At 62.9% G+C, this 26,779-nt stretch carries 22 protein-coding genes; 17 read left to right on the top strand and 5 right to left on the bottom strand.

Annotated elements, in window-relative coordinates:
• Positions 1 to 138 precede the first annotated feature (138 nt).
• From NXT3_RS27540 to NXT3_RS27515, 6 genes are all read left to right on the top strand, one after another.
• The gene (locus NXT3_RS27540; RefSeq protein WP_104841059.1) at positions 139 to 2,661 is read left to right on the top strand and encodes a hypothetical protein; all 2,523 of its coding nucleotides are present in this window, start codon (positions 139 to 141) and stop codon (positions 2,659 to 2,661) included.
• Between the two features lie 7 nt (positions 2,662 to 2,668).
• Complete coding sequence (locus NXT3_RS27535) at positions 2,669 to 3,769, top strand: beta-galactosidase BglB (RefSeq protein ID WP_104841058.1); 1,101 nt, start codon at positions 2,669 to 2,671, stop codon at positions 3,767 to 3,769.
• Complete coding sequence (locus NXT3_RS27530) at positions 3,763 to 5,097, top strand: polygalacturonase PglB (RefSeq protein ID WP_104841057.1); 1,335 nt, start codon at positions 3,763 to 3,765, stop codon at positions 5,095 to 5,097. Before NXT3_RS27535 ends, NXT3_RS27530 begins: the two co-directional genes overlap by 7 nt.
• A gap of 103 nt (positions 5,098 to 5,200) precedes the next feature.
• A complete protein-coding gene (locus NXT3_RS27525) occupies positions 5,201 to 6,301 on the top strand; it encodes an ABC transporter ATP-binding protein (protein ID WP_199773461.1) in 1,101 nt (366 codons plus the stop codon).
• A gap of 2 nt (positions 6,302 to 6,303) precedes the next feature.
• Positions 6,304 to 7,293 carry a carbohydrate ABC transporter permease gene (locus NXT3_RS27520; protein ID WP_104841055.1) on the top strand — a complete coding sequence of 330 codons (990 nt, stop codon included), beginning with the start codon at positions 6,304 to 6,306 and terminating at the stop codon, positions 7,291 to 7,293.
• Between the two features lie 2 nt (positions 7,294 to 7,295).
• Positions 7,296 to 8,354 (top strand): carbohydrate ABC transporter permease, encoded by a 1,059-nt coding sequence (locus tag NXT3_RS27515; protein WP_037419584.1) that lies wholly within the window; start codon positions 7,296 to 7,298, stop codon positions 8,352 to 8,354.
• 3 nt (positions 8,355 to 8,357) lie between these two features.
• Here NXT3_RS27515 and NXT3_RS27510 read toward each other — a convergent pair whose 3' ends face one another.
• Positions 8,358 to 9,407, bottom strand: a complete 1,050-nt coding sequence (locus NXT3_RS27510) for a LacI family DNA-binding transcriptional regulator (RefSeq protein WP_104841054.1) — start codon at positions 9,405 to 9,407, stop codon at positions 8,358 to 8,360.
• A 267-nt stretch (positions 9,408 to 9,674) separates the two neighbouring features.
• On the opposite strand from NXT3_RS27510, the gene NXT3_RS27505 reads away from it, so the two are divergent.
• Positions 9,675 to 9,881: a hypothetical protein gene (locus NXT3_RS27505; RefSeq protein WP_104841413.1), complete on the top strand. Its 207-nt coding sequence runs from the start codon at positions 9,675 to 9,677 to the stop codon at positions 9,879 to 9,881.
• A gap of 9 nt (positions 9,882 to 9,890) precedes the next feature.
• On the opposite strand, the gene NXT3_RS27500 is transcribed toward NXT3_RS27505, so the two are convergent.
• The 3 genes from NXT3_RS27500 to NXT3_RS31860 form a co-directional block, all read right to left on the bottom strand.
• Positions 9,891 to 11,885 carry a glycosyltransferase gene (locus NXT3_RS27500; protein WP_104841053.1) on the bottom strand — a complete coding sequence of 665 codons (1,995 nt, stop codon included), beginning with the start codon at positions 11,883 to 11,885 and terminating at the stop codon, positions 9,891 to 9,893.
• Complete coding sequence (locus NXT3_RS27495; RefSeq protein WP_037419575.1) at positions 11,867 to 13,099, bottom strand: HlyD family secretion protein; 1,233 nt, start codon at positions 13,097 to 13,099, stop codon at positions 11,867 to 11,869. Before NXT3_RS27495 ends, NXT3_RS27500 begins: the two co-directional genes overlap by 19 nt.
• A gap of 140 nt (positions 13,100 to 13,239) precedes the next feature.
• The gene (locus NXT3_RS31860; protein ID WP_144353215.1) at positions 13,240 to 13,461 is read right to left on the bottom strand and encodes a hypothetical protein; all 222 of its coding nucleotides are present in this window, start codon (positions 13,459 to 13,461) and stop codon (positions 13,240 to 13,242) included.
• A 50-nt stretch (positions 13,462 to 13,511) separates the two neighbouring features.
• Here NXT3_RS31860 and NXT3_RS27490 point away from each other — a divergent pair, with 50 nt between their 5' ends.
• From NXT3_RS27490 to NXT3_RS27465, 6 genes are all read left to right on the top strand, one after another.
• The gene (locus NXT3_RS27490; protein WP_037419571.1) at positions 13,512 to 15,206 is read left to right on the top strand and encodes a putative bifunctional diguanylate cyclase/phosphodiesterase; all 1,695 of its coding nucleotides are present in this window, start codon (positions 13,512 to 13,514) and stop codon (positions 15,204 to 15,206) included.
• A 105-nt stretch (positions 15,207 to 15,311) separates the two neighbouring features.
• A complete protein-coding gene (locus NXT3_RS27485; RefSeq protein WP_037419567.1) occupies positions 15,312 to 15,830 on the top strand; it encodes a hypothetical protein in 519 nt (172 codons plus the stop codon).
• Positions 15,827 to 17,005: a class I SAM-dependent methyltransferase gene (locus tag NXT3_RS27480; protein WP_097525917.1), complete on the top strand. Its 1,179-nt coding sequence runs from the start codon at positions 15,827 to 15,829 to the stop codon at positions 17,003 to 17,005. The genes NXT3_RS27485 and NXT3_RS27480 overlap by 4 nt, the downstream gene beginning before the upstream one ends.
• Complete coding sequence (locus NXT3_RS27475; protein ID WP_104841052.1) at positions 17,002 to 19,356, top strand: SpoIIE family protein phosphatase; 2,355 nt, start codon at positions 17,002 to 17,004, stop codon at positions 19,354 to 19,356. The genes NXT3_RS27480 and NXT3_RS27475 overlap by 4 nt, the downstream gene beginning before the upstream one ends.
• Positions 19,357 to 19,360: 4 nt before the next feature.
• Complete coding sequence (locus tag NXT3_RS27470) at positions 19,361 to 19,921, top strand: slr1658 superfamily regulator (protein WP_037419562.1); 561 nt, start codon at positions 19,361 to 19,363, stop codon at positions 19,919 to 19,921.
• Between the two features lie 15 nt (positions 19,922 to 19,936).
• The gene (locus NXT3_RS27465) at positions 19,937 to 20,275 is read left to right on the top strand and encodes a slr1659 superfamily regulator (protein ID WP_037419559.1); all 339 of its coding nucleotides are present in this window, start codon (positions 19,937 to 19,939) and stop codon (positions 20,273 to 20,275) included.
• A gap of 55 nt (positions 20,276 to 20,330) precedes the next feature.
• Here the strand turns inward: NXT3_RS27465 and NXT3_RS27460 are convergent, their stop codons facing one another.
• Positions 20,331 to 21,488: a helix-turn-helix transcriptional regulator gene (locus tag NXT3_RS27460; RefSeq protein WP_037419556.1), complete on the bottom strand. Its 1,158-nt coding sequence runs from the start codon at positions 21,486 to 21,488 to the stop codon at positions 20,331 to 20,333.
• A 335-nt stretch (positions 21,489 to 21,823) separates the two neighbouring features.
• Here NXT3_RS27460 and NXT3_RS27455 point away from each other — a divergent pair, with 335 nt between their 5' ends.
• The 4 genes from NXT3_RS27455 (at position 21,824) to NXT3_RS27440 (ending at position 26,739) form a co-directional block, all read left to right on the top strand.
• On the top strand, positions 21,824 to 22,867 hold the full coding sequence (locus NXT3_RS27455) for a UDP-glucuronic acid decarboxylase family protein (RefSeq protein WP_097525915.1): 1,044 nt from the start codon (positions 21,824 to 21,826) through the stop codon (positions 22,865 to 22,867).
• On the top strand, positions 22,867 to 23,853 hold the full coding sequence (galE, locus tag NXT3_RS27450) for a UDP-glucose 4-epimerase GalE (RefSeq protein ID WP_037419550.1): 987 nt from the start codon (positions 22,867 to 22,869) through the stop codon (positions 23,851 to 23,853). The genes NXT3_RS27455 and galE overlap by 1 nt, the downstream gene beginning before the upstream one ends.
• Positions 23,850 to 25,706 carry a glycosyltransferase family 2 protein gene (locus tag NXT3_RS27445; protein WP_104841051.1) on the top strand — a complete coding sequence of 619 codons (1,857 nt, stop codon included), beginning with the start codon at positions 23,850 to 23,852 and terminating at the stop codon, positions 25,704 to 25,706. The genes galE and NXT3_RS27445 overlap by 4 nt, the downstream gene beginning before the upstream one ends.
• 91 nt (positions 25,707 to 25,797) lie before the next feature.
• A complete protein-coding gene (locus tag NXT3_RS27440; protein ID WP_097525983.1) occupies positions 25,798 to 26,739 on the top strand; it encodes a glycoside hydrolase family 26 protein in 942 nt (313 codons plus the stop codon).
• The last annotated feature ends 40 nt before the right edge of the window (positions 26,740 to 26,779 follow it).

The raw sequence follows: 26,779 nt of genomic DNA, 5'->3' as shown, positions 1-26,779 counted from the left end.
ATTCGATTTTCACCTTTTTGCGACTTGACAGCGCAAAGGTCAAGCTGTTTCTTTGCCGGCATATCGCAGGCGGGACGTCCTAACTGGTCAGAACGCCACTGGTGAAAAAATTTTCATATGATCGACGGGAGGCGATCTATGAAGGAGAATTCCGCAACGCAAGCGCCGTCTCTCGACCCGACCTATGAGGTCCGAAAGGGCGAGACGATCACCGCCTGGATCGTCTCCGAGCTGATCAGCGATGGCTTCCCCGGGACCGCGGCGCCGGCGGAGGATCGCGTCAATTACCGCTTCATCAACGGTTTCGTCGATGTCGGCGACCTGCCCTGCCGCAAGGCTTTCTGGGCCGAGATGGTCGGCCGGACGATCGAACCGGAACGCGACTGGCCGGCAGCGCATCTGAACCTGCCGGGCTCGAACCGCCGCGTCGAATTCACCGGCTTCTGGCATGTGCCGACCCATGTCCGCCGGTGGCTGAAGGGCACGTTGCGGACCGATGCCCCGCGCCGGCTCCATCTGAGGCTCCGCACCTGCGGCGGCCTGCGCATCTGGGTGAACGGCGCGGAGCAGGTGCGCTTCGAACCGTTCCGGCGCAATGTCGAGAGCACGACCGACGTAACGCTCGACCTTCATCCGGGCGACAACGAAATCCTGCTTCACGCGGAGGATCTCGCCGAACGGGACACGATCTGGTTCTTCGAGCTCGAGCTTCTGGATGAGGCGCCGCTGACGGTCGTCCTGCCGGTTCCTCTCGACAGCGATGAGGTCAACCGCCTCGCCGCCCTTGTGCGCGACGTCCGGCCCAGCCGCGACGTCTTCGTCGGGTCGGCGCTCGAACTCGTCTTCGACGCCCCGTCCGGAACCGACCTTCCCCTCCTCGTCGAAGTCGTGAGCCATGGCCACGATCGAGCGATCCTGACGCGCGCTGCCACGACGCTCGGCGCAGCCGAGACGCGGCTCTCCATTCCCGAGACGCTCGGCATTCCCGATGGCTATCACAGCGTGCGGCTGACGATCGGATCCGGCGCCGGCACCGTCACCCGGGTCATCGATGCCGCCTTCCTCGGCCGGCTTTCGCCAGCCACACGGGCGGGCAGCATCACCGAGCGAAAGCGGGCGGCACTCGATTTCAGTGCCCGCCACGGGGCGGAACGCATCAGCCGGGCGCTTGCCATGGTCGCCTCCGGCAGCGACGACAGGACAACGATCGACCGCCTCATCGCGGTGACGCTGCAGTCGATCGACCGACGCGAGGATTGTTCCGACTTCGTCCTGGTGCCGCTGCTCTGGCTGGTCCGCGCCTACGGGGGGCACCTTGGACCTCAGACCGTCGAGAGAATCCGGGCATCGGTCCTCGCCTACCGCTACTGGGTGGACGAGCCCGGCAATGACGTGATGTGGTTCTGGAGCGAGAACCATGTGCTGTGCTTCCATACGAGCCAGTTGCTCGCCGGAGACTTCCTGCCGGACGCCGTCTTCGCGGCCTCGGGGCGGAGCGGACGTGAGCAGGCGGCGCTCGCCAAGGCACGCCTTCATCGCTGGTTCGACAGCGTCGAGGCGCATGGGCTCGCGGAATGGAACTCGGCGGCCTATTACCCGATCGACTTCATCGGCCTTTTGGCGCTCGAACATTGGGCCGAGCCGGAACTCGCCGGCCGCGCCCGGCGCCAGCTCGACCTGATCTTCGAGATGATCGCGCTGCATACTCTTGCCGGCGTGCCGGCGGGCTCGCAGGGCCGCGCCTACGACAAGGAACTGCGGGCCGGACCGCTGACCGAGCTCGCGCCTTTCGCCGCGGTCGCCTTCGGCGAGGGATGGCTGAACGGCGGCGTCGCGTCGCTGCCGATGTTCTGCTCATCCGCCTATGTCCCGCCGACCCGTCTCGACCGGCTGGCGCGGCTGGAGCCCGGCCGAGCCATCGAGGCCCGCTACGCGCAGGGGCTCGATGCCGGCAAGCTCGTTCTCTTCAAGAACGAGGCGGCGCAGCTATCGACGGTCGTCGACCACAAGACCGGCCAAAAGGGACACCAGCAGCACGTGATGGACATCCGCCTGGCGGGCCACCCGATGGCGCGGCTCTGGGTGAACCACCCGGGCGAGGACGATCCCTGGGGCACGCAGCGGCCCTCCTACTGGGCAGGCAGCGGTATTCTTCCGCGCGTCGCCCAGCACCGCGACCTGGCGCTGATGATCTTCGACACGGAGGATCATCGCAACGGCTGGACGCACGCCTATCTCGGACGGGACGGTTTCGATGAGATCCTCATCGAGGACAACTGGCTGATCGTCCGCTCGGGCGCCGGCTTCGCCGCTCTTTACGCCACCAACGGCCTCACCATGCTTACCAAGGGCGCCACGGCCGGGCGCGAGCTCCGCTCCGAGGGACGCCTCTGCGGCTGGATCGCCGCCATCGGCTGCGGCAGCGGCACTGATCTCGAGCGATTTCGCAAGCGCATTCACTTGACCGAGGTGAGCTTCGACGCCGATCGGCGCCTGCTTTCGGTCGCGCCTCCGGATCGGCCGGCGTTGCGGCTTTCCCATGACGGCGCCTTCTCGCTCGGCGGGAAGCCCCTGACCTTCGGCCACGCGCAGCCGCAGCCCGAGATCACCTTCGACAGTGCGGGTCCCGCCGGTCGGGCGGACCGTCTCTTCTATTCATGAGTGGACCATGCAGATGAAAAAGATCAACATCGAGCGATCGATGCTCAAGACGAAGATCGACAAGGTCGCCTCCGCCTTCAGCCGCCTGAAGGGCATCAAGGAAGGCCTCGTCGGCGCGGATCATGTCGGCGGCATCCAGTTCGACGAGTGGGACTGGGAGGTCGGCGTCGGTCTCTACGGCTTTCTGCGCCGCGCAATCGCCACCGATGATCGCAAGGCGATCGACGATCTCGTCGGCTGGTATGCCTGGCAGATCGAACGCGGCCTGCCGCCGCGCCAGATCAACAGTTCGGCGCCGATGCTGCCGCTGGTCATCCTGACCGAGCATGTCGATCGGCCAGATTTCCGCGCCCTCGTGGAGGACTGGGCCGACTGGCTGGTGCACAAGCTGCCCAAGACCGAGGACGGCGGTTTTCAGCACGTCGTCAAGGAACGGCTGAACGACGGCGAACTCTGGGACGACACGCTGTTCATGGCCTGCCTGTTCCTCGCCCGCGCCGGGGTGATCTGCGACCGCCGCGACTGGATCGACGAGGCGGTCTACCAGTTCATGGTTCACACCCGCTATCTCTCCGACCCGATCACCGGCCTCTGGTATCACGGCTGGACCTTCAACGGCCGGCACAACTTCGCCAAAGCCTTCTGGGCGCGCGGGAATGCCTGGATCACCGTGGCGATCCCCGAGCTTTTCGAGCTCGTGCCCTCGCTGAACCCCAGCGACAAGCGCTTCCTCTCAAACGTGCTCGCCAGCCAGGTCCGTGCGCTGAAGCGTCATCAACGTGACGACGGCATGTTCCATACGCTTGTCAACGACCCGACCTCGCCTGTCGAGACCTCCGCCACCGCCGGCATAGCCTATGGCATCCTGCGCGGCATCGAAGCCGGCATCCTGCGGCAGGAAGACCGCGTCCACGCCGATCGCGCCCTGATGGCGGTGCTCGGCCAGATCGACGCGGAAGGCGTCGTCCAGGGCGTCTCCGATGGAACGCCGATGGGCCACGACCTCGACTTCTACCGGCGCATCCCCAACCTGCCGACCCCCTACGGCCAGGCGTTGACCATGCTGCTCTTGATCGACGTGCTTCTCGAGGAGGATACCAAATCGTGACGCCGCAGCTGCTCAGCATCGACGCGACCGGCCGGGATGCGACCGCCGAGATCCAGACGGCAATCGATCAGGTCGCCGCTTGCGGCGGCGGCCGCGTGTCGCTGCTCGCCGGCGAGCACGTGGCGGGCGGGCTGCTCCTGAAGAGCGGCGTCGAACTGCATCTGGCGGAAGGCGTCCTGCTGCGGCCCATTCCTGACTACCACGCCTATCGCGATACGGCCGTTCGCGTCATCGCCGAAAAATCCGACAGGGGCATGATCGTCGCACGCAACGCCGAGAATGTGCGGATCACCGGTCCGGGAAGGATCGAGGCGGGCGGCGAGCATTTCATCACCGGCGACGACCCGGATGTCGGCACCTTCGTTCCGGCTGAGTTCCGGCCCCGCGTGGTGGTCTTCGAGGGATGCCGGGCCGTCTGCCTCGACGGGTTCCAGGTCACCGGCTCGCCGATGTGGACCCTGCACCTCGCCGATTGCGACGACGTCGTCATCCGCGCCGTCACGATCACCAACGACCGGCGGCTACCGAACACCGACGGCATCGTTCTCGACGCCTGCCGTCGCGTGCTGATCGAGGGTTGCATCATTTCCACCGCCGACGACGGCATCTGCCTGAAGACGAGTGCCGGGCCGGACGGCAAGGCGATCGGGACCTGCGAGGACGTGACGGTCCGCCGCTGCACCGTCTCTAGTCTGAGCTGCGCGCTCAAGCTCGGGACAGAGTCCTTCGGCGATTTCAGCGATATCGCCTTCGAGGACTGCACTGTCAGTAAGTCCAATCGCGGCCTCGGCCTGTTCTCGCGCGACGGCGGCCACATGCGAAACATCCGTTTTTCGCGGATCGAGGTCGATTGCCACGAAACCCTCGACGGTTTCTGGGGCTCGGGCGAAGCCCTGACGGTGACGGTGGTCGACCGGCGCCCGGAGCGCCGGGCCGGCACCGTCGAAAACCTTCTTGTGGAAGAGATCAGCGGCCGAATGGAGGGAGCGATCAACCTCGTTTCCACCTCCGACGCCGGCATCCGCAATGTCGAGCTCAACCGGATCACGCTTGCGCAGCAGCCCGGACGGCTCGGCACCGGCCTGCGCTACGACCTGCGGCCAACCTTTGCGGACATCGCTCCAAGTGCCGAGGCGGCGGGGCGGGCCAATGCCTGGACGCGCGGCGCCGACGGCCGGATCATCGGGCTCCTCGACTACCCGGGCGGCATGCCCGCGATCTTTCTAAAAGGCGTCGACGGGCTGGTCGCGGAGGACGTGGCGGTGAAGCGTCCTGTGCGTCTGCCGGAAGGCTGGAATGCACAGGATATCGTCGAAGAGACGAGATGACCGAGCGGGATGTCCGCATCCCGCTCGAATTTATCAGACTCGATCACATCCATGATTTCGGGGCGAAGCGACCCGAAGCATGGCGATCTACCGGGAGCAGGCGATGGGAGATCTCAAGCTTACGAACCTCAACAAGGCGTTCGGCACCGTTCACGTCCTGCACGACGTGAACCTTCAGATCGACGATGGCGAATTCGTCGTCTTCGTCGGCCCGTCGGGCTGCGGCAAGTCGACCCTGCTGCGCATCATCGCCGGTCTTGAGGACGTCACCTCCGGCGCGATCGCGATCGGCGGCCGCGATGTCGGGGCGCTCTCGCCGGCCGAACGGAAGATCGCCATGGTCTTCCAGTCCTACGCACTCTATCCGCATATGAGCGTGCGCAAGAATCTCGCCTTCGGCCTCGAGAACCTGAAGTTCAAACGGACCGAGATCGACGCGCGGATCGCCGAGGCGGCCCGCATGCTGGCGATCGAACCCTATCTCGAGCGCCGGCCGAAGCAGCTTTCGGGCGGGCAGCGCCAGCGCGTCGCGATTGGCCGGGCGATCGTCCGCGAACCGGACATCTTTCTCTTCGACGAGCCGCTCTCCAATCTCGATGCGGCGCTGCGCGTCCAGACGCGCGCCGAAATCACCAAGCTGCATCGCGACATGCAGACGACAATGATCTATGTCACCCACGACCAGGTCGAGGCGATGACCATGGCCGACAAGATCGTCGTGCTTCGGGCCGGACGCATCGAGCAGGTCGGATCACCGCTCGAGCTCTTCGATCATCCGCGCAATCTCTTCGTCGCCGGCTTCCTCGGCTCGCCGCGCATGAATATCTTGAAGGGCCGGATCGTGATCGGCGACGATCGCAGCGTCGCCATCGACGTCGGCTACCCGACCCTGCTCAAGAGCGATGTGGAGCCCGCCACCGTCACAGCTGGGCAGGATGTCCTTGCCGGTATCCGGCCGGCGCATTTCACCCTTTCCGACAGCGAAGGCCTGCCTTTCGAGGTGCAATATCACGAGAGCCTCGGCACGGAGACCTATGTCTACGGCAACCTCCAGGGACAGTCGGAGCAGGTCATCGTCCACCGGCCCGGCCACTTCGCCCCGCCGCAAGGTGCCGTTCTGAAGATCATGCCGCAGGATGGCCGCCTGCATGTCTTCGATCCGGCAAGCGAGCTCGCCCTCGGCCGCATCAGCGGGAGGGCCTGACCATGGCGAGAGCAGCAGGACTCGCCGACCGCGGGCTCGACCTCGTCATGGCGCTCTTCGAGGCACCGATCAACGCCGTCGAGCGCGTGACCGGCAAGGCGCGGATGCCCTATCTCTTCCTTGCGCCGAACCTGGTGCTCTTCGGAATCTTCACCTTTCTGCCGATCGCCATCGCCATCGGCTACGCCTTCACCGGCGGTGCCGATCTGCTGATCTCCAACCGGCCCTTCGTCGGCCTCGACAATTTCCGCAAGCTGCTGACCTGCGACAGCTATCTGGTGCCGGGAAGCTGCGAGGAATCGCTCTTCTGGACGGCGATCTGGAACACGCTCTGGTTCGTCGGCTTCAATGTCGCCGCAACGCTTCTGGTCGCCCTCGTCACGGCGCTGATCCTCAACCGGGCAATTGCGGCGCGTGGTTTCTTCCGGGCGATGTTCTTCTATCCGGTTCTCCTGTCGCCCGTGGTCATCGGGCTGATCTGGAAATGGTTCCTCGACCGCAACGGGCTGCTCAACGCCTTCCTGCAGATGCTCGGCGTGCCGCCGGAAATCTTTCTCCTCGACGTCGGCTGGTCGCGCTTCTTCGTTGTCGTCGTCTCGGTCTGGTTCCACATGGGCTTCTATACGCTGATCCTGCTCGCCGGCCTCCAGGCGATCCCCAAGGATCTCTATGAGGCAGCGGCAATCGACGCCGCCACGCCGTCGCGCACCCTTTTCCGCATCACGCTGCCGCTCCTCGGCCCGAACCTGCTCGTCGTGCTGATCCTGCTGATGATCCGTTCGGTGCAGATCTTCGACGAGGCCTGGGTGCTGACCAATGGCGGCGGCCCGGGCACGGCGAACACGTTCATCGTCCAGTACATCTACCAGATGGCGTTTGCCGGCGACCTGAGGCTCTACGGCCTTGCCTCGGCTGCCTCCGTCCTCATGGGGCTGGTGCTTCTGGTGCTCACCCTGGTGCAGTTGCGCCTCGGCAAGAAGGTGGAGTCCTGATCATGTCCGCCAATGTCAGTGCCATCGGCTTTTTCACCCGCACCCGGCGCGCCGGCCGAATCGACATTACCGACATTCTCTCCTGGCTGTGGCTGATCGGCGGGACGCTCGCCGTGCTCGTGCCGGTGCTCTGGGCGGGCATGTCGTCGCTCAAACCCGAGGCGGAAATCACTCGCTTTCCGCCGACACTGCTGCCGCGCGCCGCCGTGCAGGTGGAGGTTCAGGGGTTCGACAAGCCCTTGAGCCTCTGGAACGTCACGGTCGACGGCGAGGTCCGGGAAATGGCGATGGTCCGCCGCATCGGCCTCAAGGCGCAGATGGTCGATCCTGACAATCCGGGTGATCCCGTCAGCGTCGATACGAGGAGCATTTCACCGGTGCAGCGGCTGACGGTCGCGACAGAGAACTATACGGATCCGCTGACCCGCTTCAACTTCCTGACCTTCCTCAAGAATTCGGTCTTCGTCACCTTCGTCGCGACGCTCCTGACGCTGATCGTCAATGCACTCGCCGCCTTCGCGCTCTCGAAATATCGCTTCCGCGGCGACAAGGCGATCTTCGTGCTGATCATCTCGACGCTGATGATCCCGCTCACCGTGGTGATGGTGCCGGCCTATCTCGTCATCGTCGGCGTCGGCCTCGTCGACAATCTTTGGGGCGTCATCATCCCGACGGTCGCCTCGCCGACCGGGGTTTTCCTGCTCCGGCAATATATGCTGACTATTCCGGACGAGCTGATCGAGGCGGCGCGGGTCGATGCGGCAAGCGAGTTCCGAATCTTCTGGCGCATCGTCCTGCCGCTGACGGCCCCAGCGCTCGCGGTTCTGGCGATCTTCTCGGTGCTCTGGCGGTGGAACGACTTCCTCTGGCCCCTGATCGTCTTGAGCAGCCGCGAGAACTTCACCCTCCAGGTCGGGCTCAACGCCTTCCAGGGCGAGTTCTCGGTGCAATGGCACTATATCCTCGCCATGACCTTCCTGAGTCTCATACCTGTGACGCTGGTGTTCCTCTTCCTGCAGCGCTACATCACCACCGGCATCGCCGGAACCGGCATGAAGTAGGGACTATTTCGCCGATCTCGGGGGCGGCGCGATGCTGCCCCTCAGGATCAGCCGGCAACCGAGTTCGAGCCGATGCGCCGGGCGCAACGGATCGTTGGCGATCAATCTTTGCTCGAGCAGCGAAAGCGCCGCGGCGCCCAGGCGATCGGCCGGCATCTGGATGGTGCTGAGCGGCGGCGCGCTGAACTCGCCCGGCACGATGTCGTCGAAGCCGAGCACCGACATATCCTCCGGCACCCGGATACCGGCCCCGGCGAGCGCGTCCAGGCAGCCGAGCGCCAGGTTGTCGGCAGCGCAGAAGACCGCCGTGGCGCCCCTGAGTTTGCCATCCGCTTGCAGGAGAGCGCGGATCACCTGCTCGCCGTGGCGCGGCACATAGCTCTCGGCGACCACGACCATGTTCTCCGGGGCCGGCAGGCCGGCAACCAGATGCGCATCGACATAGCCGTCATAGCGCCGGCGGATCGTCGTGCGGCCCTGCCATGTCAGGTGCAGGATGCGGCGGTGGCCGAGCGAGAGCAGATGCTCGGTGCCGAGCCGCGCTCCGAACCGGTTTTCGACCGTGACGGTATCGACCAGCATCGACGGATCCTCGCCGTTGAGGATGACCATCGGCTTGGCAAGCGTCGAAAGCGCCCGGATGAGCTCCGGCCCGTCATCATTGAGCACCAGGATGCCGTCGACATTCTCCTCCTCCGCCGCGGTGCGCACCTCGGCGGGATCGAGGCGGGTGTTGGCGCTGACGAAGGGGACGATGCGGATTCCGCGCCGCTCGCATTCGCGCCGCACACCGTTGAGGATCGTCCAGCTCACCATGTTGAGGTCGCTCTGCGGCGCCGCGTCACTCGTCAGGGCGAGCAGGACGACACGCACTGTGGCGATCGTCGCCTTTTTTCGCCGGCTCTCGAGATAGCCGAGCTTGCGCGCGGATTCGAGCACCCGCTCGCGCACCTCGACGGTCAGCGGCGCCGTGCCGTTCAGCGCGTGCGAGGCCGTGCTGAGCGAGACCCCCGCCTCGCGCGCCACGTCCTTGAGATTGGTTTTCCGTTCCACGATCCGATCCCGTTCCGCTGCTGCAGCGCAATGCCCGGTCCAAGGCAGGCGGGCGAGCCGCCTGTGCATCCACTCAAACCATACCAGCGCGGCAATCCGCAAGCCTTAAGGCCTTGGCGCCAATGCGATGCGCAGCCCGATCCGCCAACGACGCCGATATGCTGCGACGCCCCTTCACGCGATGAAGCCGGACCAGCGCGAAACTTCCGAAGGGTTGACACGCCCACCCGCAAATGAGAACATAGCATGAACAAACCGGAGGCTTCCATGACCCATGCGGAAGAAGTCATCGAGCGCGCAATGGCGGCAGTCGCCGCGGTCCGCAGGCAGCGGGAGCGTGATCAGGAGCGGCGAAGACAGGCATTCGGACGTATCCAGCTCGGACTTCCGCTGCCCACGCTCAAGCACGGCCTGCAGCTTTCACTGGAACTGGACGAAGGGCGGCAGCGCCGTGGCACGGCGGCGGCGAGCTAGGTCCTGTGATTAAGCGGTGCGCGTTCGGCCGAAGGCGCGCAGCATCAGATTTACGGAAACTGCCACCTTGTCGATATCCGGAACCTCCTGGGAATAGTTGCCGGTATAGAGCTTGATGATCATCTTGTCGCGCTCGAAGCCACGCAGATCGAAGTGGAGATGCAGGTAATAGCGCCGCTGGTCACCGGAACGGCTGATGTCGCCGCGCCGCTGGGTCACCTGTTTGAGCTCCGCCTGAAGCGGCGCGAAACCTTCGAGGTTCAACGTAACGCGGGTCGACTTGAACCTTGTTTCGGTGGGAACCGCTACAACTGCCTTATCGAGCGAAAGGCTCACCAGGCGCCCGGCGCTGCCGTCGACATCCGCGGCTTCGTCGAGCTTGAAGGCCTGGAGAAGCCGGCGCGGCTTCTCGAAGCAGATCAGCGAGGCGATCACGAGGACGACGACGTTGAGGCCCGACCAGAGCGCCGCAATCGTCGAGAAGGACCCCTCGATATGTGCCGTCTCCGGAACGATGTTGATCAGTAGCCCTGCCGCCGTGACGACGATGAAGGCTGCGATCCAGGTAAAGGTATAGGCATCGAACTGGTTTTCCTCGTTGCCGCTGCCCTTCGGGGTCACCTTGAAAGGCTTGCCGAACGGCCGCACCAGACTCGAAAGCACCGTCGGCAGCATGCGAAAGGTGGCGAACGTGCCGACGGCGGTGGAGACCAGCGGCAGGTAGCGGGTCGGCGCCAGCCAGAGCATCAGCAGGAAATAGGCGGTCAGCAGCGGTATCTGGTTCGAAACGTAGTCGGCAACATCGGTGAAATAGAGCGGCAGGGCGCCGAACCAGAGATAGACGATCGGTACGAGAAGCACGGCGAAACGGACCAGATATTGCACCAGCCAGGACATCGGCAGGAACATGATGCGCTGGAAGAGCGAGAGGCCCGGCCCACGCAGGGGACCGTTATGCAGGTAGAGCGTCTGGATTCCGCCCTGGCACCAGCGTTCGCGCTGGACGAAGTAGCCGGTGAGGTTCTCAGCCGCGAGGCCCATCGACAGCCGTTCGTTGAGATAGCGGGTCTTGTAGCCCTTGTTGAGCATCGAAAGCGTCGTCAGCAGATCTTCGGTGATCGACTCGGTCGGGAAGCCGCCGATCATATCGACCGCCGTGCGGCGCGCGATCGAACAGGAACCACAGCAGAAACTCACGTCCCAGCCGTCCCGGCTCGGCGCGATCTCGTCGAAAAACAGTCGCTGTTCATCCGGCCATATATTTTCGAGACCGAGGTTCGATTGCACCGGATCGACGTTGAAGAAATGCTGCGGCGTCTGCACGATGCCGATGGTCTCGTCCAAAAAGAATGGCAATGTCCGCCGCAGAAAGCGGCGATAGGGGACGAAGTCCGCATCGAAGACGGCAATGAAGTCGCCGGAGCTGACCCGCAAGCCATTGTTCATGTTGCCGGCCTTGGCATGGGCGTTGTCGTTGCGCGTCACGTGAATGGCGCCCCGCCCTTCGCAAAAGGTCCTGAGCCAATCGCGCCGCCCGTCGTCGAGCACATAGACCGCGAGGTTGTCTTTCGGATAGTCAAGCGCCAGCGCACCGACGATCGTTCGTTCCAGCACGTCGAGCGGTTCGTTGTAGGTGGGAATGAAGATGTCGACGCTTGGCAGCTCGCTCTCCGGCCGCGCGAAGAACGGCCGCGCAAGCTCGTCCGCCTCGACGCTGCGGTCGATATAGCGGCTCATCAGGATGAGGAACAGCACGACCTCGGAAAAGGCGAGCAGCTCGACGATGAACACGAACCAGACCCAATAGAAATTGGCGCCGTCATTCGGATAGGGGAGAACCGTTTCGGTGAAACGCCAGATCATGTAGCGCAATGCCACGGCCGCGACGAACGCACAGGTAATCGCCCTCGCGCGGCTTTGATGACGCGACCAATTGGATGGCCCGAGCAGGAAGAAGGCGATGACCAACAAGGTCGGCGCGAGCGCTAGAAGAGATTGAACCACAGGCTTTCAAACCACCGCGTCAGACGGATGTTGCGTTTGGAGAACCGCACCTGCGCCGTGCGTCCCACCTGGCAAAAATTGGCAAAATCGGTGTTGAGCGCCGACGGCGTCAGCGCGACGCGGATCCGTGCACTGCGCTCTTCGGTTTCCGGCTCGTTGGCGGCAAGCGAGTCTTTTTCCACGACCGCGGAACTGCCCTTGACGGCCTGTACCTTGCCCTTGAAGACATCTCCGCGGCCGAACAACCGGACCTCCGCTTCGCGGCCGGGATAGATCTCGTCGTAGTCAACCTCCGGTACGAGAATATCGACGAACAATTCGCGGCAGTCGAGAATGCGCATCATCTCGTTGTTCAGAACGACGTTGGAACCGCTGACAACGTTCCTGCTCCAGACGACACCGCTGAACGGAGAAGGAACGGTTGCCGACTCAAGGCTTCGGACGCGCTTCTCCTCCTCAGTCATCTGCTGCGCCGCCTGACTTGCCCGCGTCTCATTCTCGGCAATGCGGGTGTCGAGATCGTTGATGCGAACGATCACCTCGTCCTGGCGCTGCCGTGAATAGGGCACGTCGTTCTGACCGTCTCCCAGGACAAAAATGCCCTGTCGGACTGCCTCGAGGCGTTGCTGCAGCAAATCGACAGTCAGGTTGCTGATCTCGACCTCACCTCCCGTTGCTGCGCCGGCGGCCTCGGCCGCCTCCACCATCTTGCGCGTGAATATCCCCTTCGACTCCAGCTCCTGGCGACGATCGAGGTCGACTTTCGCCACCACGTCCTGAGCACGCGATACCTCGACGCGCTTCTGCAGAATTTCGAGCTCCCGCTCCAGGCTGGCGATGGTCGCGCTCTGAAAGACACCCATCCGCTGGCCGAGTTCGTCTCGCAGCAGGGCGAGCGCGTCGCGCTCGCGACGCAGTGCCGTGACACGCTCGACCGCCGTGCCATGCTCGGCGCGAAGCGACGCAAGAATGGCGCGGTTGACGCGATCGTTGCGGATGACGGCGAGGGATTCGCCTTCCGTGACAGGCGTGCCGATCCTCGGCGGAGGCTTGGAAATCTCGCCATCGATGGGCGCATTGATGATCGCGAAGCGGGCGTTGACCGTGCCGTCCAGGCTGGTATAGCCGGTCAAGTCGGGGAGCAGCACGGCAATGGCGACCGCCAGGAGCAGAATGCCGACCGAAACACGCGTAACACGATGGTTCAGGATCACCTTGGCCGCCCTTACTCAATGCCCAGACCAGTTCCCACGCAGCCGGTACGCTCCATCGGTCGACTTAGGCGCACGTCGCCGGCACGATTTCGGCTGCTGTCACTCGTCAGCATTTAGCGTCATTCAGCGTTGAACAACCCTCAAAAATTGCAGGTTTTGGTAGTGAGAACATAAAAAAACCAATGTTTGGCCGCGCAAGCTCGACGTTTCCGACCGATGCCGCCGGCGCAAGCACCTTCAGAAAACGGTGGCTCGTCGAGCACGCGGCATTGACCAGGAAAATGACCGCGATAATTTCTGAACGAAGGGTTGCATCGAGTGACAGGATTGCGTTCGGTCAGGGCAATATCGTCGTCGGCCACCAGAGCGGCACCATTCACGCGAGTGCAGTGGAAAGGGAACGGAGGCCAGCATGCCTGACGCGGATGCGACGAAGTCTGCCTCATCTTCCGTCGAGAGCGACTTCCTAGCCCACACCGACGAGCTCATCTCCTTTTACGACGATAGCTTCCAGCTCCTCGATTGCTCGATGCCGCAACGGAACGCCTCCTCGGTCGACTCCCTGGTTGAGGCGACCCTGTGGCATGTCTATCCCGAGCTCCTGGCGCCGAGGCCTAAGGCCGCGGTCGATTTCGTCGTCACGAACGGTATTCCGCGCAGCGTCGAGATTACCGATGCCAAGGGCCGCGTCCACCGCACCCTGGTCGTCTTTCGTACCGATCGCGGCATTGGTGTCGTGGAAGCGAAAAGCGACTCCACCTGCCGCGAGACCTCCAGCCCGAGCGAAAGCGATCGCGCGCTGCTGCTCCACCAGGCAACCCACGATGTTCTGACCGGACTGCCCAACCGCCGGCAGTTCAGTGACCAATTGCGGGATGCCCTGCCGGTGCCAAGCGGCGCGAAACTGGCGCTCATGCAGATCGACCTCGACGACTTCAAACCGATCAACGACACGCTCGGGCACGGCGCCGGGGACACGGTCCTGAAGATGGCGGCGGAACGGATCAAGGGCGTGCTCGGAGATCGTGAGCGTGCCTATCGGCTGGCCGGCGATGAGTTCGCCGTCATCCAGTGGAAACTGGAGCAGCCGAGGGAGGCCGAGCGGCTCGCCGAGGCGATCGTCAACGCTTTCAGGGAGCCGTTCGCCGTCGACGGCATCAACCTGTTCGTTGGAGCGAGCGTCGGCATCGCGATCGCCCCGGCGGACGGAAACGAAATCGAACAGTTGATGAAGGCCGCCGACATCGCGCTCTATGCGGCGAAGAAAGATGGCCGCGGCCGGGCAAGGACATTCACGCGATCGATGCTGATCGTGCTCGAACAGCGCGAAATGCTGCGCCGCAGTCTGCGCACCGCCCTCCAGGAGGGGCAGTTCTTCATCGAATTCCAGCCCTTTGTGAAGCCGCGCGCCTCTGTCGTCGGCTTCGAGGCGCTGTTGCGGTGGCGTCATCCGCTGGTCGGCATCATCCCGCCGAGCGTCTTCATTCCGATGGCGGAAGCCGATGGGCTGATGAGCGAAATCGGCCAGTGGATGCTGGAGCAAGCCTGCCGGGCCGCGATGACCTGGCCGTCGCATTTCACGGTCGCGGTCAACTTGTCGCCGGCGGAATTCCTGCACGAGGGCCTTACCGATCGCGTCGCCCAGATCCTCGATCTGACGGGGATCCGCGCCGACCGCCTCGAACTGGAAATCACCGAATCGGTGCTGCTCGAACGCACCATCAACAATCTCGATACGCTCAACACCTTGAGCTTGCTCGGCGTTCAGATTTCACTCGATGACTTCGGCACCTACTACTCTTCGCTGAGCTATCTTAAAAACTTCCCCTTCGACACGATCAAGATCGACCAGTATTTCATCAAGGATCTTGAGCACGACGAGAAGAGCCAGACGATCGTCCGCTCGATTATCGCGCTGGCCCACGGCCTTGGCATGGATGTGACGGCCGAGGGCGTGGAGACGGAAGGCCAGGCCGCCTGGCTTCAGAAGGAGGGCTGCGACCGGCTGCAGGGCTATTTCCTCGGCTTCCCGCTCCCTGCAGCGGCTATCGGCGATTTCCTGCGCAAGTCGGGGGCGATCCCCCTGGCAGGCGCTCTCAGGACCTGACGGGGCTCGACGCAACCTGGAGTATTCTGGCGATCGACGCCCGTCCGTTATAGTCATGGGAGAGTGAGCGAATCAGGATTCGCTCATGCAGTCGGAGAAAGCAGCATGAACGCAGCCCACAGGCAGCCAACGGAAACGAAGTTCGAGCCCCTGCTTCAGTTCGAGATGGAGATGGGGACCTTCCTGTCCGATTGGCACCATTGCGATCAGTTGTCGACCTACATGGCACGGATGATCAGCCACAACCGTACCGACCCGCTGCGACATTCGAACTTCTTCTCCTCCGCGCTCAACGAACTCCTGGAAGTGTCGTTTCGCGGCGGCTCGCCGGAGGGCCGCATCGGCTGCGCCGTCTATCGGCAAGGCCCGAAGGAGCGTGTGAAACTCTCCTTTCCGTGCCCGCCGGGCCAGCGGCAGTTCTTCCGCGAGGCGGTCGCCAGAACTAACGGGAACGACGCATACGCCCGTTATCTGGACGCTCTTTCAACCGATCTCGCACCAAGCCGGGAGGTGGTGCTCCTGGACCTGGCGATCAATTTCGATGCCGAGATTCGTCTCGAGGAACAGGACCCGCCGTCGATTACCATCGTTGTGGATCTCCCCCTTGAAGGAATTGTCAGTTGAGTACGGCAATGCTCGCAGCGCCCTTCCAGGCAGAATTCGATGCCAACAGCCAGGAGTTCTCCTTTGCCGGCGTCGTCCGGCCGCGCTCGGTCGACGAGATTGCTCAAAGCATTTCGATGTTCAGGAACGCCATCGAAGAGGCCCGCGGCGTCCTTTACATCAATGTGAAGCGCCTCGCGCAGATGAACAATACGGCCTTCCACGCCTTTTCGCGCGTGGTTCTGGACGCCTGCCGCACGCGCTCGGACATCCGCTTCGTCGTCGTCACCTCGAGCGTCGTCGGCTGGACCGAACGGATGTTCCGCCATCTCGGCAAGATCGAGCCGCAGATCAGCGTCGAGGTCTATGATTCGAAATTCTATCCGGGCCAGGCCTTCGTCGAAGACACCAGCTTCATTCCGATCCTGCGCACGCAAACCAAGATGACGTGGCGCCACGAGCGCAAGATCCTGCCGCGGCACGGCATGCGCCCGGGGATCACCATGGCCGACATCTGCTGCGGCATCGGCGACTTCGCGGTGCTGGTGCGCAAGGAGTTCCAGCCGGCACGTATCGTGGCACTCGACCACTCGAAGGCAAGCCTCGCCTATGCCCGCGACGTGGCGTCGAATTTCGGCATCTCGGATATCGAATATTCCTATGGCGACGCGTCCGAAATGCTGCTCGAGGACAACCAGTTCGACCTGGTGACCTGTCGCCATTCGCTGCAGATCTTCAATCAACCGGACCTCCTGCTGAAGGAGCTCTACCGAATCTGCAAGCCGGGCGGACGCGTCTACATCACCAATGAGAAGAATTCGCACTGCCTCGGCGAACCGCGGGCGCAGAGCATCCAGTGGACCTATAACGAGGTCGCCAAGCTGTTCGCCCATTTCGAGATGGACGTGGAGCTCGGACCGAAGAGCCGCCGCTATCTCGCCGATGCCGGCTTCGACGACATTCTCGTCGAGTCCTTCATGGTCACCAACCAGGACGGCGACCCGCAGGACTTCGCCGACATCATCACCGCTTGGGAGAACGTCTATGCCGGCGAGATGGCCGTGAAGCGCGGCGATCCTCCGGAGTTCATCGAACGCTTCCGCCAGGGCTTCCGCGACCATATCTTTGCGGCCCTCCATCCCAAGGGCTACGCTGGCTGGCCGATCTGGGCAGCATCAGGGCGCAAGCCGCTATGAACCAGTTCAAAATCAGCCGCTTCGGTTTGCGTTCGTTCCGCGCCAAATTCATCCTCGTGGTCGGCGGCGCTGTGCTGTTCGACCTGCTCGTCACCGGGGGACTTGCGCTCTTCAACGTGCAGCGCCTGTCGCGCGATGCGACGACCGAGGTCGGCCAGGGCCTGGAGAAGGCCAATCAGGACTATATTCGTTCCTATGCGGAAACGACTGCCGCACGCGTCAACCTGCTTCTTAACCAGGTTCATTCCGACGTCGGCACGCTCGCCGGCGTGCTACAGGCGCAGATCGACCGCCCCGTCAGAAAGTCACAGATCGGCGAAGCGATGTCGCGCGGCGCCCCCGGCGCCGTGACCGTCACCTATGATGCGAAGGGCGGATGGGCGCAGAACCTGCCGGGGCCGCTATCGGTCGTCAGCGTCTGGGGATATCTGCTCGACGCCAACCACGTTCCCCTGCCTGAGGTGCAGACGGATATCGAAAACAGCGCCGTCCTCGACCTGGTCGCTCCGAGCCTATTGGCCAACGGTCAATCGAAGCTGCAGATGTATTATATCGGCCCGAAGGAGCGGCCGATCTTCCGCACGGCTCCCTATACGGAACAGGCCCAGACCTTTGACCGGCTGTATCCGGGCCATAACCAGGCCGAGTTCTGGCCGTTTTTCTTCCCGGGCCTCTACGAATCGTGGGAGCAATGGGCGCAGAATCCCGCATCGCGTCCGGTGAACAGCGACATCACCCAGACGGCGCCCTATACGGATGCGATCACCGGAAAGCTGATCGTCAGCTTCTTCCAGCCGCTGTGGTCGCGCGGTCGCGACCAGGTCGCGGGTGCCGCCGGCGCCGATATCACCCTCGACCAGTTGGCGGAGATCGTCGAGAGTGTCCGGGTCGCCGACAACGGCTTCGGCTTCCTCACCATGTCGGACGGCAATGTCGTCGCCATCAATCCGGTCGGCGAAAAGGTGATCGGCCTTCAGTCGTCGAGCGACACCAGCAGCCAGGGGGTGACCGGTCTCGATCGCTCGTTGCGCAACAGTGCGCAAGCCGCGATCGCCAAACTGCCGCTGAACCAGGATGGCTTGCTGCAGCACGTCCTGCTCGACGAGAACGGCGAGAAGGTGCCCTATCTCGTCGTCCTGAAACAGCTGCAGCCTACCAATCTCTGGTCTTCCGGCCCCGTCCGGCGCGAATCCATGCTGCTCGGCATTGTCGTGCCCGAGCGGGAGATCTACGCCTCGCTCTTCGCCGCGCAGGCCGGCATCACCGAAGCGACCAACCGGATCCTGATCTATCAAGTCCTGGCGCTGCTCGTGTCGCTGCTCTTCGTCACCTCGGCGGTGTTCGCCATATCGAAGCGCATCACCGGCGGCATCAGCGCGCTCGCCGACGCGGCCCGGCGCATCCAGACCAAGGACTATTCCGTCCGGGTCGATATTTCGACGCGCGACGAGGTCGGCGAAGCGGGTGCCGCCTTCAACCGCATGGCCGAGCAGATCAGCTACCACACCGAGAACCTGGAGCAGCTCGTCGAGGACCGGACGAAAGAAATCGAAGAGGCGAACCTGCAGATCTCGGCGCTGAATGAGCAATTGCGGAGCGAGAACGTGCGCCTGAGCGCCGAACTCGACGTCGCCCGCCGCATCCAGTTGATGGTGCTGCCGAGGGCTGGCGAGCTCGAGGAGATTTCCGGCCTGGAAATTGCCGCCTATATGCGCCCTGCCGACGAAGTGGGTGGCGACTACTACGATGTCCTGAGGGACGGAGAGCGGCTGAAGATCGGCATCGGCGACGTGACCGGCCACGGCCTGGAAAGCGGCGTGCTGATGCTGATGGTTCAATCAGTGGCGCGGGCTTTGCAGGAGGCCGGCGACATGGATCCGGCGCTATTCCTCAATCGGGTGAACCGCGCCCTCTACAAGAACATCGTCAGAACCAACGCCAACAAGCACCTCTCGCTTGCCTTCCTGGACTACGACGGCAAAAGCCTGATGCTGTCGGGCCAGCATGAGGAACTCATCGTGGTGCGCAACACCGGCAGCGTCGAGCGAATCGACACGCTCGATCTCGGCCTGCCGATCGGCCTCGAGCCCGATATTTCGCCCTTCGTGGCGACGCAGGAGATCGCCTTTTCACAGGGCGACATGATCATTCTTCACACCGATGGCGTGACCGAGGCCGAGGGACTGAACGGAGAGCTCTTCGGCATCGAGCGGCTTTGCGAGAGCGCGCGTTGCCGCCACGGCCAGAGCGCCGAGGACGTCAAAGCAGGGATTATCGAGGATCTGATGACGCATATCGGCGCACAGAAGATCCACGACGATATAACAGTCGTAGTGATGAGACACAGGTAAGCGGATGACGACCTTATATGGAATGGCAGACCTCGCCATCGGTACGGGCGAAAACGTGACAACGCTTCGCCTGTTCGAAGGCCCGCTCGACTTGAGCTGGAAGCACTGCGCTATGACCTCGGATTTCGTCGCCGAGTTCGTCGCCTTGCGCTATCGGACATCCCGCAACCTCTACAAGGAGGTGCGCCACAATGTCGGCTATCTGACGAACGAGCTCATCGAGAATGCGGTGAAGTTCCGGGCCTCGGGGGAAATCGTCGTCGAGGCTGCGGTGGCGTCCAATGCCTTTCGCGCCAAGGTCTCCAATTTTGTCGACAAGGACACGGCGCAGCGGTTTCAGCATCTGCTGTCCGAGATCACCACGGGAGATCCGGGCGAGCTTCTGATCAAACGGATTGAAGAGAATGCATCGGGAGATAGCCCGAGCGGCTCCGGACTTGGCCTTCTGACGCTCATGAGCGATTATGGCGCTCATTTCGCCTGGGTCTTCGGAACCGGCGAAAAGGGGAGCCGTATCCCGCTGGAGACCTATGCATCGATTACAGTCCCCGAACCCTCGAATTGATGGGCAACGAAAAACATGGAAATCAAGGAAGAAGAGTATCGCGTTTGGTCGGAGGGCAAGGACATATACTTCGACGGCACCATGCGGCTGCCGAGCACGGAGGCCTACGCCCCTATATATTCCTTGGTGATGAGCATTCTCGAAACCGAGCCGGACCGCCTGACGGTCGACGTCACCGGCTTGCAGTTTCTCAATTCGTCCGGCATCAACCTGCTTGCCAAGCTGACGATCGAGGCCCGCAAGCGGCCGAACATCCAGTTCACCGTGCGCGGGAGTTCGGAGTTTCCCTGGCAGTCGAAATCCCTGCCGAACCTCAAGAAATTGCACCCCGGCATTGACCTCCGGCTCGGCTGAAACCGGGCAGCACGATCGCATCACGCCCATTGGACCAGCCCGAACTCACATTCGATCAGGTGCCGAGCGCCTTCAGCCAATCGCCGATCGTCGATCCACGATGTCTCCCGGCCGGAACAGCTGGCGCGACTGGGCGTTCGGTCGCCGCGGCCTTTCTGATTTCCCGCGGGCTCACCCCGAATTCGTGGCTGAAGGCGCGGGTGAAATTGGCGGCGACGTCGAATCCGGCGGCCTCGGCAATCTCGGCGATCGGCCGGCTGTCGGCCGGATCGCTGAGTGCTGCATGCGCCTGCTGCAGCCGGCGCCTGCGGATATAGTTGAGAACGCCACCGCTCGCTTCGAAGAGCTGGTAGAGCCGGGTGCGCGAGACGCCGATCGCCCGGGCAATTGCATCCGGCGTAAGCTCGGCGGAGTGCAGGTTGAGATGAATATAGCGGTGGGCCCGCTCCATCATTCCCTTGTTGGTCTGCAACCCGCCGGCATCGGGTCTCGCCGACGAAGCGACGCAGGCGACGACCATGTCGTGCACCGTTTGGACGATCCGCGGTATCTCCTCCGCCGTCAAGCGATCGAGGCGCGGCTCGATGCCGTTGATGTAGTTGATCAACAGATCGGCGAGGTTGCCCGACAAGACCAGATTGTTGGTTTCGCCGAACACGGCGGCATCGTCGGCGAATAGCTCGTAGGGCATGAAGAGAAGAACGGATTCCGCCGCCGTCGCCCGGCCGCGGAACGGGTAGCCGAGCGAGCGGAACACCAGCCTGCCGGGCCCGTTCTCGGCAACGCGGCGGTCAACCTCCGTCCAGGTCATGCCGCTGCGAAGCAGTTCCACATACCAGTGGTCGATCGGGCTGGCGCGCAACATCGCCTGCGGGCGGAGGTAGCTGTGCCCCGGCGCGCGCTGTTGGACGATGAGCAGATTGCCGCAATGCCATGCGGTCTGTTCCGCGACAAACCCGTCCTCGGGCGGAATATTGTCCGGCAATCTGACCTCGACCAAGGGCGCCATGTGGGCTCGCCAGGCCTGAAACTGCTCGTCCGGTCGCAGGTTTCGAGTCGAGAAATGCAGAGGCGTCAATGCCGGCGACGCTGCGGAGCGCGACGCTTCAATGGGAGCGTCGCGCGGCCAACGGCGGCGTTCCGGCTGCGGCTGCGTTGCAGGCGCGACAGCTTCATCCTCTTCCGAGCCCGGCCCCGTGGGACGATCACGCATACAGACTCTCCCGCCCTCGAATGCAGGCGATTACACGTCTTGAGGGTAGTTACCTACACGGCCGCATCGTCGTATGGCGTCGTGCAGGGCCCACCCAGCACTTAGCAGAACCCAGTTCTACGCCATTTTTAGTAGAAATGCACGGCCCGATAACTATCGGGATTGCAGGATAATGACAATCGCCTCGAGCGGTTGTAATCATACATTCATAGTCATCGCTAAGTATTGAGTAAAAGCGGTGAAACCATATTGCTTGTATATAATTTAAATTACCAAATCATACTGTCCGAGTGAAATTATTATAAAGGTTAGTTTATTGGTTTTTGGGGACACGTATGGAATATTTTGAAAATGTAATCAGTGGAAATTCAGATAAATTTGACGAACAGGATAAAGTATTGCGTAGTCCGGCTATCCGGCGACGGATTCTGGTAACTGGCGGCGCAGGTTTCCTCGGGTCACATCTTTGCGAACTGCTTCTCGAGGCAGGGCACGAGGTAATCTGCGCCGACAATTTCTCGACCGGTTTGCGCCGGAACATCGAATCTCTGACGCGCTTCAACGGTTTCAGTCTCGTCGACCACGACATCATCGAGCCGATCGATGTTGAAGTCGACGAAATCTACAATCTTGCCTGCCCGGCCTCGCCGCCGCACTATCAGGCCGATCCCATCCATACGACGAAGACCTGCGTGCTCGGCAGCCTCAACATGCTCGAGCTTGCGGCCCGCAACGGCGCGCGCATCCTTCAGGCCTCGACATCGGAAGTCTATGGCGATCCGCAAGTTCACCCCCAGGTGGAGGGCTACTGGGGCAACGTCAATCCCTTCGGCCCGCGCTCCTGTTACGACGAAGGTAAGCGCTGCGCCGAAACCCTATTCTTTGACTTCCACAAAACCCGTCAGGTCGAGATCAAGGTGGTCCGCATCTTCAACACCTATGGTCCGCGGATGCGCCCGGATGACGGCCGCGTCGTGTCGAACTTCATCGTCCAGGCACTCAAGGGCGAAGACATAACGATCTTCGGCGATGGCTCGCAGACCCGCTCCTTCTGTTTCGTTGACGATCTCATCGACGGCTTCATTCGCATGATGGCCTCGCCGACATCGCTCACCGGTCCGATCAATTTCGGCAATCCCAGCGAATTCACGATCGCCGCGCTCGCCGAACAGGTGATCGAACTCACCGGCTCGCGGTCGAAGATCGTCCACCGACCCTTGCCGGTCGACGACCCCCGCCAACGACGGCCGGATATTTCGCTTGCCGAACGGGAACTCGGCTGGCGCCCCAAGGTGGAACTTGCAGCGGGCCTCGTTCACACGATCAGCCATTTCGATGCACTCCTCGCCCAGGCGAACGAACTCATGGAGGTTGCCTGATGGATATCCCCCGCATCCTCGTAACCGGCGGCGCCGGCTATATTGGCAGCCATACGGCGAAGCTGCTTCGGCTTGAGGGTTTCGAGCCCGTCACCTATGACAATCTGACGACCGGCAACCGCTCGTCGGTGCGCTGGGGACCGTTCATCGAGGGAGATATCCTCGACTCGGCCCATCTCATCGAGATCATCGAGCGCTATGCGCCCGATGCGGTGATCCATTTCGCCGCTTCCGCCTATGTCGGCGAATCTGTCGCCGATCCGGCGAAATACTACCACAACAATGTCTGCGGAACCTTGTCGCTGCTCGACGCCTGCCGGCGGACGGGGCTTGGCAACCTGATCTTCTCGTCGAGTTGCGCCACCTATGGCGTGCCGGCCGTGCTGCCGATCGACGAGGCGACGCCGCAGCGACCGATCAATCCCTATGGCCGGACGAAGCTTATCGCCGAGCACATGCTGTCGGACTACGCTGGCGCCTTTGGCCTCTCCTACGTGGCGCTGCGCTATTTCAACGCCTGCGGTGCCGATCCGGAAGGCGATCTCGGCGAGTGGCACGATCCGGAGACGCATCTCATACCGAGGGCGCTGATGGCGGCGGCCGGCCGAATCGGCCAGCTCGAGGTCTTCGGTGATGATTACGAGACGACCGACGGGACCTGCGTGCGCGACTACATCCACGTCGCCGACCTCGCCCGGGCGCATGTGCTCGCCTATCGGCATCTTGCCGGGGGCGGCAGGAGCCTCGCCGTCAATCTCGGATCCGGCCGCGGCTTCTCGGTCCGGGAAGTGCTGAGCGCGATCGGCGAGGTTACCGGAAAAAACGTGCCGGTGGCGATCCGTCCCCGTCGGGCCGGCGATCCGCCGGTTCTCTACGCCGATTCGAAGCTCGCCCGCGAAGTGCTGGGCTTCTCGCCGCGCTATTCCGACCTAAAGACCATTGTGCGGACCGCCGCCCCGTTCTTCGGACTCGAGGCGCGTCAATGACCCGCCACGTCAAGACTGGCGGCATGGCCGCTGAGGACACGGTCGACGAACCACTGCTCGTGCCAGTGCTGACCGGATATCGCCGGGCCGAATACCTTCTCGGGGCGGCGATGTGGCTTGCCGCGCTCGCCTATCTGTGGGCCTGGTGGCTGGAGCCGCGCCACCACTGGGACATCGTCGGGAGCCTCATGGCGACGGCGACCCTCGCCTGGATCACCCTTCTGCCGGGCTACTTCATCGCGATTTTCTATCGCGCGAGGAAGCCGAACGGCCGGCTGCGGCTGCCGGTCGAAAGCCGCGTCGCCATGGTCGTCACCAAAGCGCCCTCCGAACCCTTTGCCGTTGTGGCCGAGACTCTCAGGGCAATGCTTGCCCAGGATGTGCCGCACGACACCTGGCTTGCCGACGAGGACCCTTCGCCAGAAACACTCGACTGGTGCCGAAGGCAAGGCGTGTTCGTCTCGACTCGCAAGGACCGCGCCGACTACCACCGCACCGCCTGGCCGCGGCGCACGCGCTGCAAGGAAGGCAATCTCACATTTTTTTACGATCATTACGGCTACGGCCGCTACGACTTCGTCGCCCAGCTCGATGCCGACCATGTTCCGGAACCCGGCTACCTTTTCGAAATGTTGCGTCCCTTCGCCGACCCGAAAGTGGGCTACGTTTCGGCTCCGAGCATCTGCGACAGGAACGCCGCCGAAAGCTGGGCGGCGCGCGGCAGGCTCCATGCGGAGGCGAGCATGCACGGGGCGCTGCAGGCCGGCTATAATGGCGGCTTGGCGCCGCTCTGCATCGGCTCGCACTACGCCGTCCGCACCGCCGCCCTCAAGCAGATCGGCGGCCTCGGCCCCGAGCTTGCCGAAGACCATTCGACGACGCTGATGATGAATGCGGCCGGCTGGCGCGGCGTGCATGCGCTCGAGGCGATCGCCCACGGCGATGGGCCGCGCACCTTCGCCGATCTGGTCACCCAGGAGTTCCAGTGGTCGCGCAGCCTGGTCATGCTGCTCCTGCAGTATTCCCCGCGCCTCGTTGGCAAGCTGCCGCTGCGGCTCAAGTTCCAGTTCCTGTTCTCGCAGCTCTGGTATCCGCTCTTTGCGTTCTTCATGGCGCTTATGTTCGCGATGCCGGTCATCGCGCTTGCCCGCGGCGAAAGCCTCATCGCCGTCACCTACCCCGATTTCCTTGCGCATTTCGCACCGCTTTCGATCGCCCTGATCCTGATGGCCTATCGCTGGCGGGCAACCGAAACGTTCCGGCCCGTCGACGCGAAGATCCTGAGCTGGGAATGCATGCTCTTCCTCTTTGCCCGCTGGCCCTGGGCGCTGGCCGGCACGCTGGCTGCCGTTCGCGACTGGCTCACGGGATCCTTCGTCGATTTCCGCGTCACCCCGAAGGGAACGTCGGAAGTCGACCCGCTGCCCCTGCGTGTTCTCGCACCCTATGTCATCCTCTCGCTCGCGGCAGTCCTTCCGGTGCTGTGCATCGGGGATGTCGGCGAGGCCAAGGGTTTTTACCTTCTGGCGATCATGAATGCGGCTATCTACAGCCTGCTCCTGATCGTCATCGTCCTCCGCCATGGGCGGGAAAACAGGATCGCCGCGGCACCGCGCTTCTATCGTCCGGCAATGGCGGCTGGCCTCCTGTCGCTCGTCATCCTGCCTGGCATCGCAACCGCCGAGCACGGAAAGGACAGCCTCGAAGCGCTCTCCTGGGGATCCGATCACCTTCGCCTCTTCGAGGAACGCTACTCGGTGGCGGGTGCGGGCGGAGCGACCTCGCGCAAGACCGTGTTCCGACCTCGATGGATCTTTCTTCCGGAGGATCAGCCGCATGCGGAGGGCAGGTGATGACAGGACGAATTCGACTTCGCCGGTTCGCCGCGACCTCACAAGCCTCGTCGAACAGAACCATGAAACAAATCGCAGATGGAGCGACAGGATGAACACGACATCAAGGACAATCGGCTTCGCCCTTGCCAGCCTCATGCTCTCAGGGGCCGTGCTGGCGGCAAGCCCGCCCGGCAGTCGTGCCGGAAATGCAGCCGAAACAATAGACAAGCGGCCGATCCTCACCCAGGACTCGATCACCTTCGGTGCCTATGATCCGCATGGAGACTTCGCAGAGCAGTCGGCTTCCAGGATTGAGCACCTCTTCCTGCCCTGGGAAGACGTCGATCTCACCACCTTGAACATAGCCGATGAATACGCCCACGCGCGCGGACGTACGTTGATGATCACCATCGAGCCCTGGTCCTGGTCGCCCAAATGGCGCCTGTCGTCGCAGGGGCTGCTCAAAAGCATTCTCGGCGGGGAGCGAGACCAAAACATGGCTGCGGTCTGCTCAACGGCTGCCAAGCTGAAAAGCCCGCTCATCATCCGCTGGGGCCAGGAAATGGACGAGACAGACAACCAGTTCTCCTGGGCGCACTGGCAGGGCACGGAATTCGCCGCCGCCTTTCGCCGGATAGTCACGGTCTGCCGCGAGCATTTGAAAGATGCGAAGTTCATGTGGTCGCCCAAAGGCAACGAGGGACTCGAGGCCTTCTATCCCGGTGACGACGTCGTCGACGTCATCGGCCTCTCGGTCTTCGGCTATCAGAAATACGATCAGGACAAGACCGGCCGCGATCAGACCTTCGTCGAGCGACTGGCGCCGGGCTACGAGCGCGTCAAGACCTACGGCAAGCCGATCATCGTTGCCGAACTCGGCTATGAAGGCGATGCCTCCTATGTCAACGGCTGGGCCGAAAACGTGGCAAAGCGCCACGCCGAATTCCCCGCGCTCACCGCCGTCGTCTACTTCAACGATCGTGAAATCTATGACTGGCCGGACGGTTATGGCCGGCCGGACTGGCGCGTCGTTCGAGAGACATCCAATTGATAGAATCTGCATGTCCGCGTCTCACCGGAGACATGCAGTA

This window comes from Sinorhizobium fredii, assembly GCF_002944405.1.
Lineage (GTDB): Bacteria > Pseudomonadota > Alphaproteobacteria > Rhizobiales > Rhizobiaceae > Sinorhizobium > Sinorhizobium fredii_C.
The sequence above is the reverse complement of the archived record's forward strand: the minus strand, read 5'-3'. Positions and strand labels throughout refer to the sequence as shown.

Bases quoted from the DNA above. Each gene is read 5' to 3' on its own strand.
- NXT3_RS27470 (WP_037419562.1), top strand. From the start codon at position 19,361: ATGACGACCTTATATGGAATGGCAGACCTCGCCATCGGTACGGGCGAA.
- NXT3_RS27460 (WP_037419556.1), bottom strand. From the start codon at position 21,488: ATGCGTGATCGTCCCACGGGGCCGGGCTCGGAAGAGGATGAAGCTGTC.
- NXT3_RS27445 (WP_104841051.1), top strand. From the start codon at position 23,850: ATGACCCGCCACGTCAAGACTGGCGGCATGGCCGCTGAGGACACGGTC.
- NXT3_RS27525 (WP_199773461.1), top strand. From the start codon at position 5,201: ATGGGAGATCTCAAGCTTACGAACCTCAACAAGGCGTTCGGCACCGTT.
- NXT3_RS27535 (WP_104841058.1), top strand. From the start codon at position 2,669: ATGCAGATGAAAAAGATCAACATCGAGCGATCGATGCTCAAGACGAAG.
- NXT3_RS27490 (WP_037419571.1), top strand. From the start codon at position 13,512: ATGCCTGACGCGGATGCGACGAAGTCTGCCTCATCTTCCGTCGAGAGC.
- NXT3_RS27465 (WP_037419559.1), top strand. From the start codon at position 19,937: ATGGAAATCAAGGAAGAAGAGTATCGCGTTTGGTCGGAGGGCAAGGAC.
- NXT3_RS27515 (WP_037419584.1), top strand. From the start codon at position 7,296: ATGTCCGCCAATGTCAGTGCCATCGGCTTTTTCACCCGCACCCGGCGC.
- NXT3_RS27440 (WP_097525983.1), top strand. From the start codon at position 25,798: ATGAACACGACATCAAGGACAATCGGCTTCGCCCTTGCCAGCCTCATG.
- NXT3_RS27475 (WP_104841052.1), top strand. From the start codon at position 17,002: ATGAACCAGTTCAAAATCAGCCGCTTCGGTTTGCGTTCGTTCCGCGCC.
- NXT3_RS27540 (WP_104841059.1), top strand. From the start codon at position 139: ATGAAGGAGAATTCCGCAACGCAAGCGCCGTCTCTCGACCCGACCTAT.
- NXT3_RS27485 (WP_037419567.1), top strand. From the start codon at position 15,312: ATGAACGCAGCCCACAGGCAGCCAACGGAAACGAAGTTCGAGCCCCTG.
- NXT3_RS27455 (WP_097525915.1), top strand. From the start codon at position 21,824: ATGGAATATTTTGAAAATGTAATCAGTGGAAATTCAGATAAATTTGAC.
- NXT3_RS27505 (WP_104841413.1), top strand. From the start codon at position 9,675: ATGACCCATGCGGAAGAAGTCATCGAGCGCGCAATGGCGGCAGTCGCC.
- galE (WP_037419550.1), top strand. From the start codon at position 22,867: ATGGATATCCCCCGCATCCTCGTAACCGGCGGCGCCGGCTATATTGGC.
- NXT3_RS27520 (WP_104841055.1), top strand. From the start codon at position 6,304: ATGGCGAGAGCAGCAGGACTCGCCGACCGCGGGCTCGACCTCGTCATG.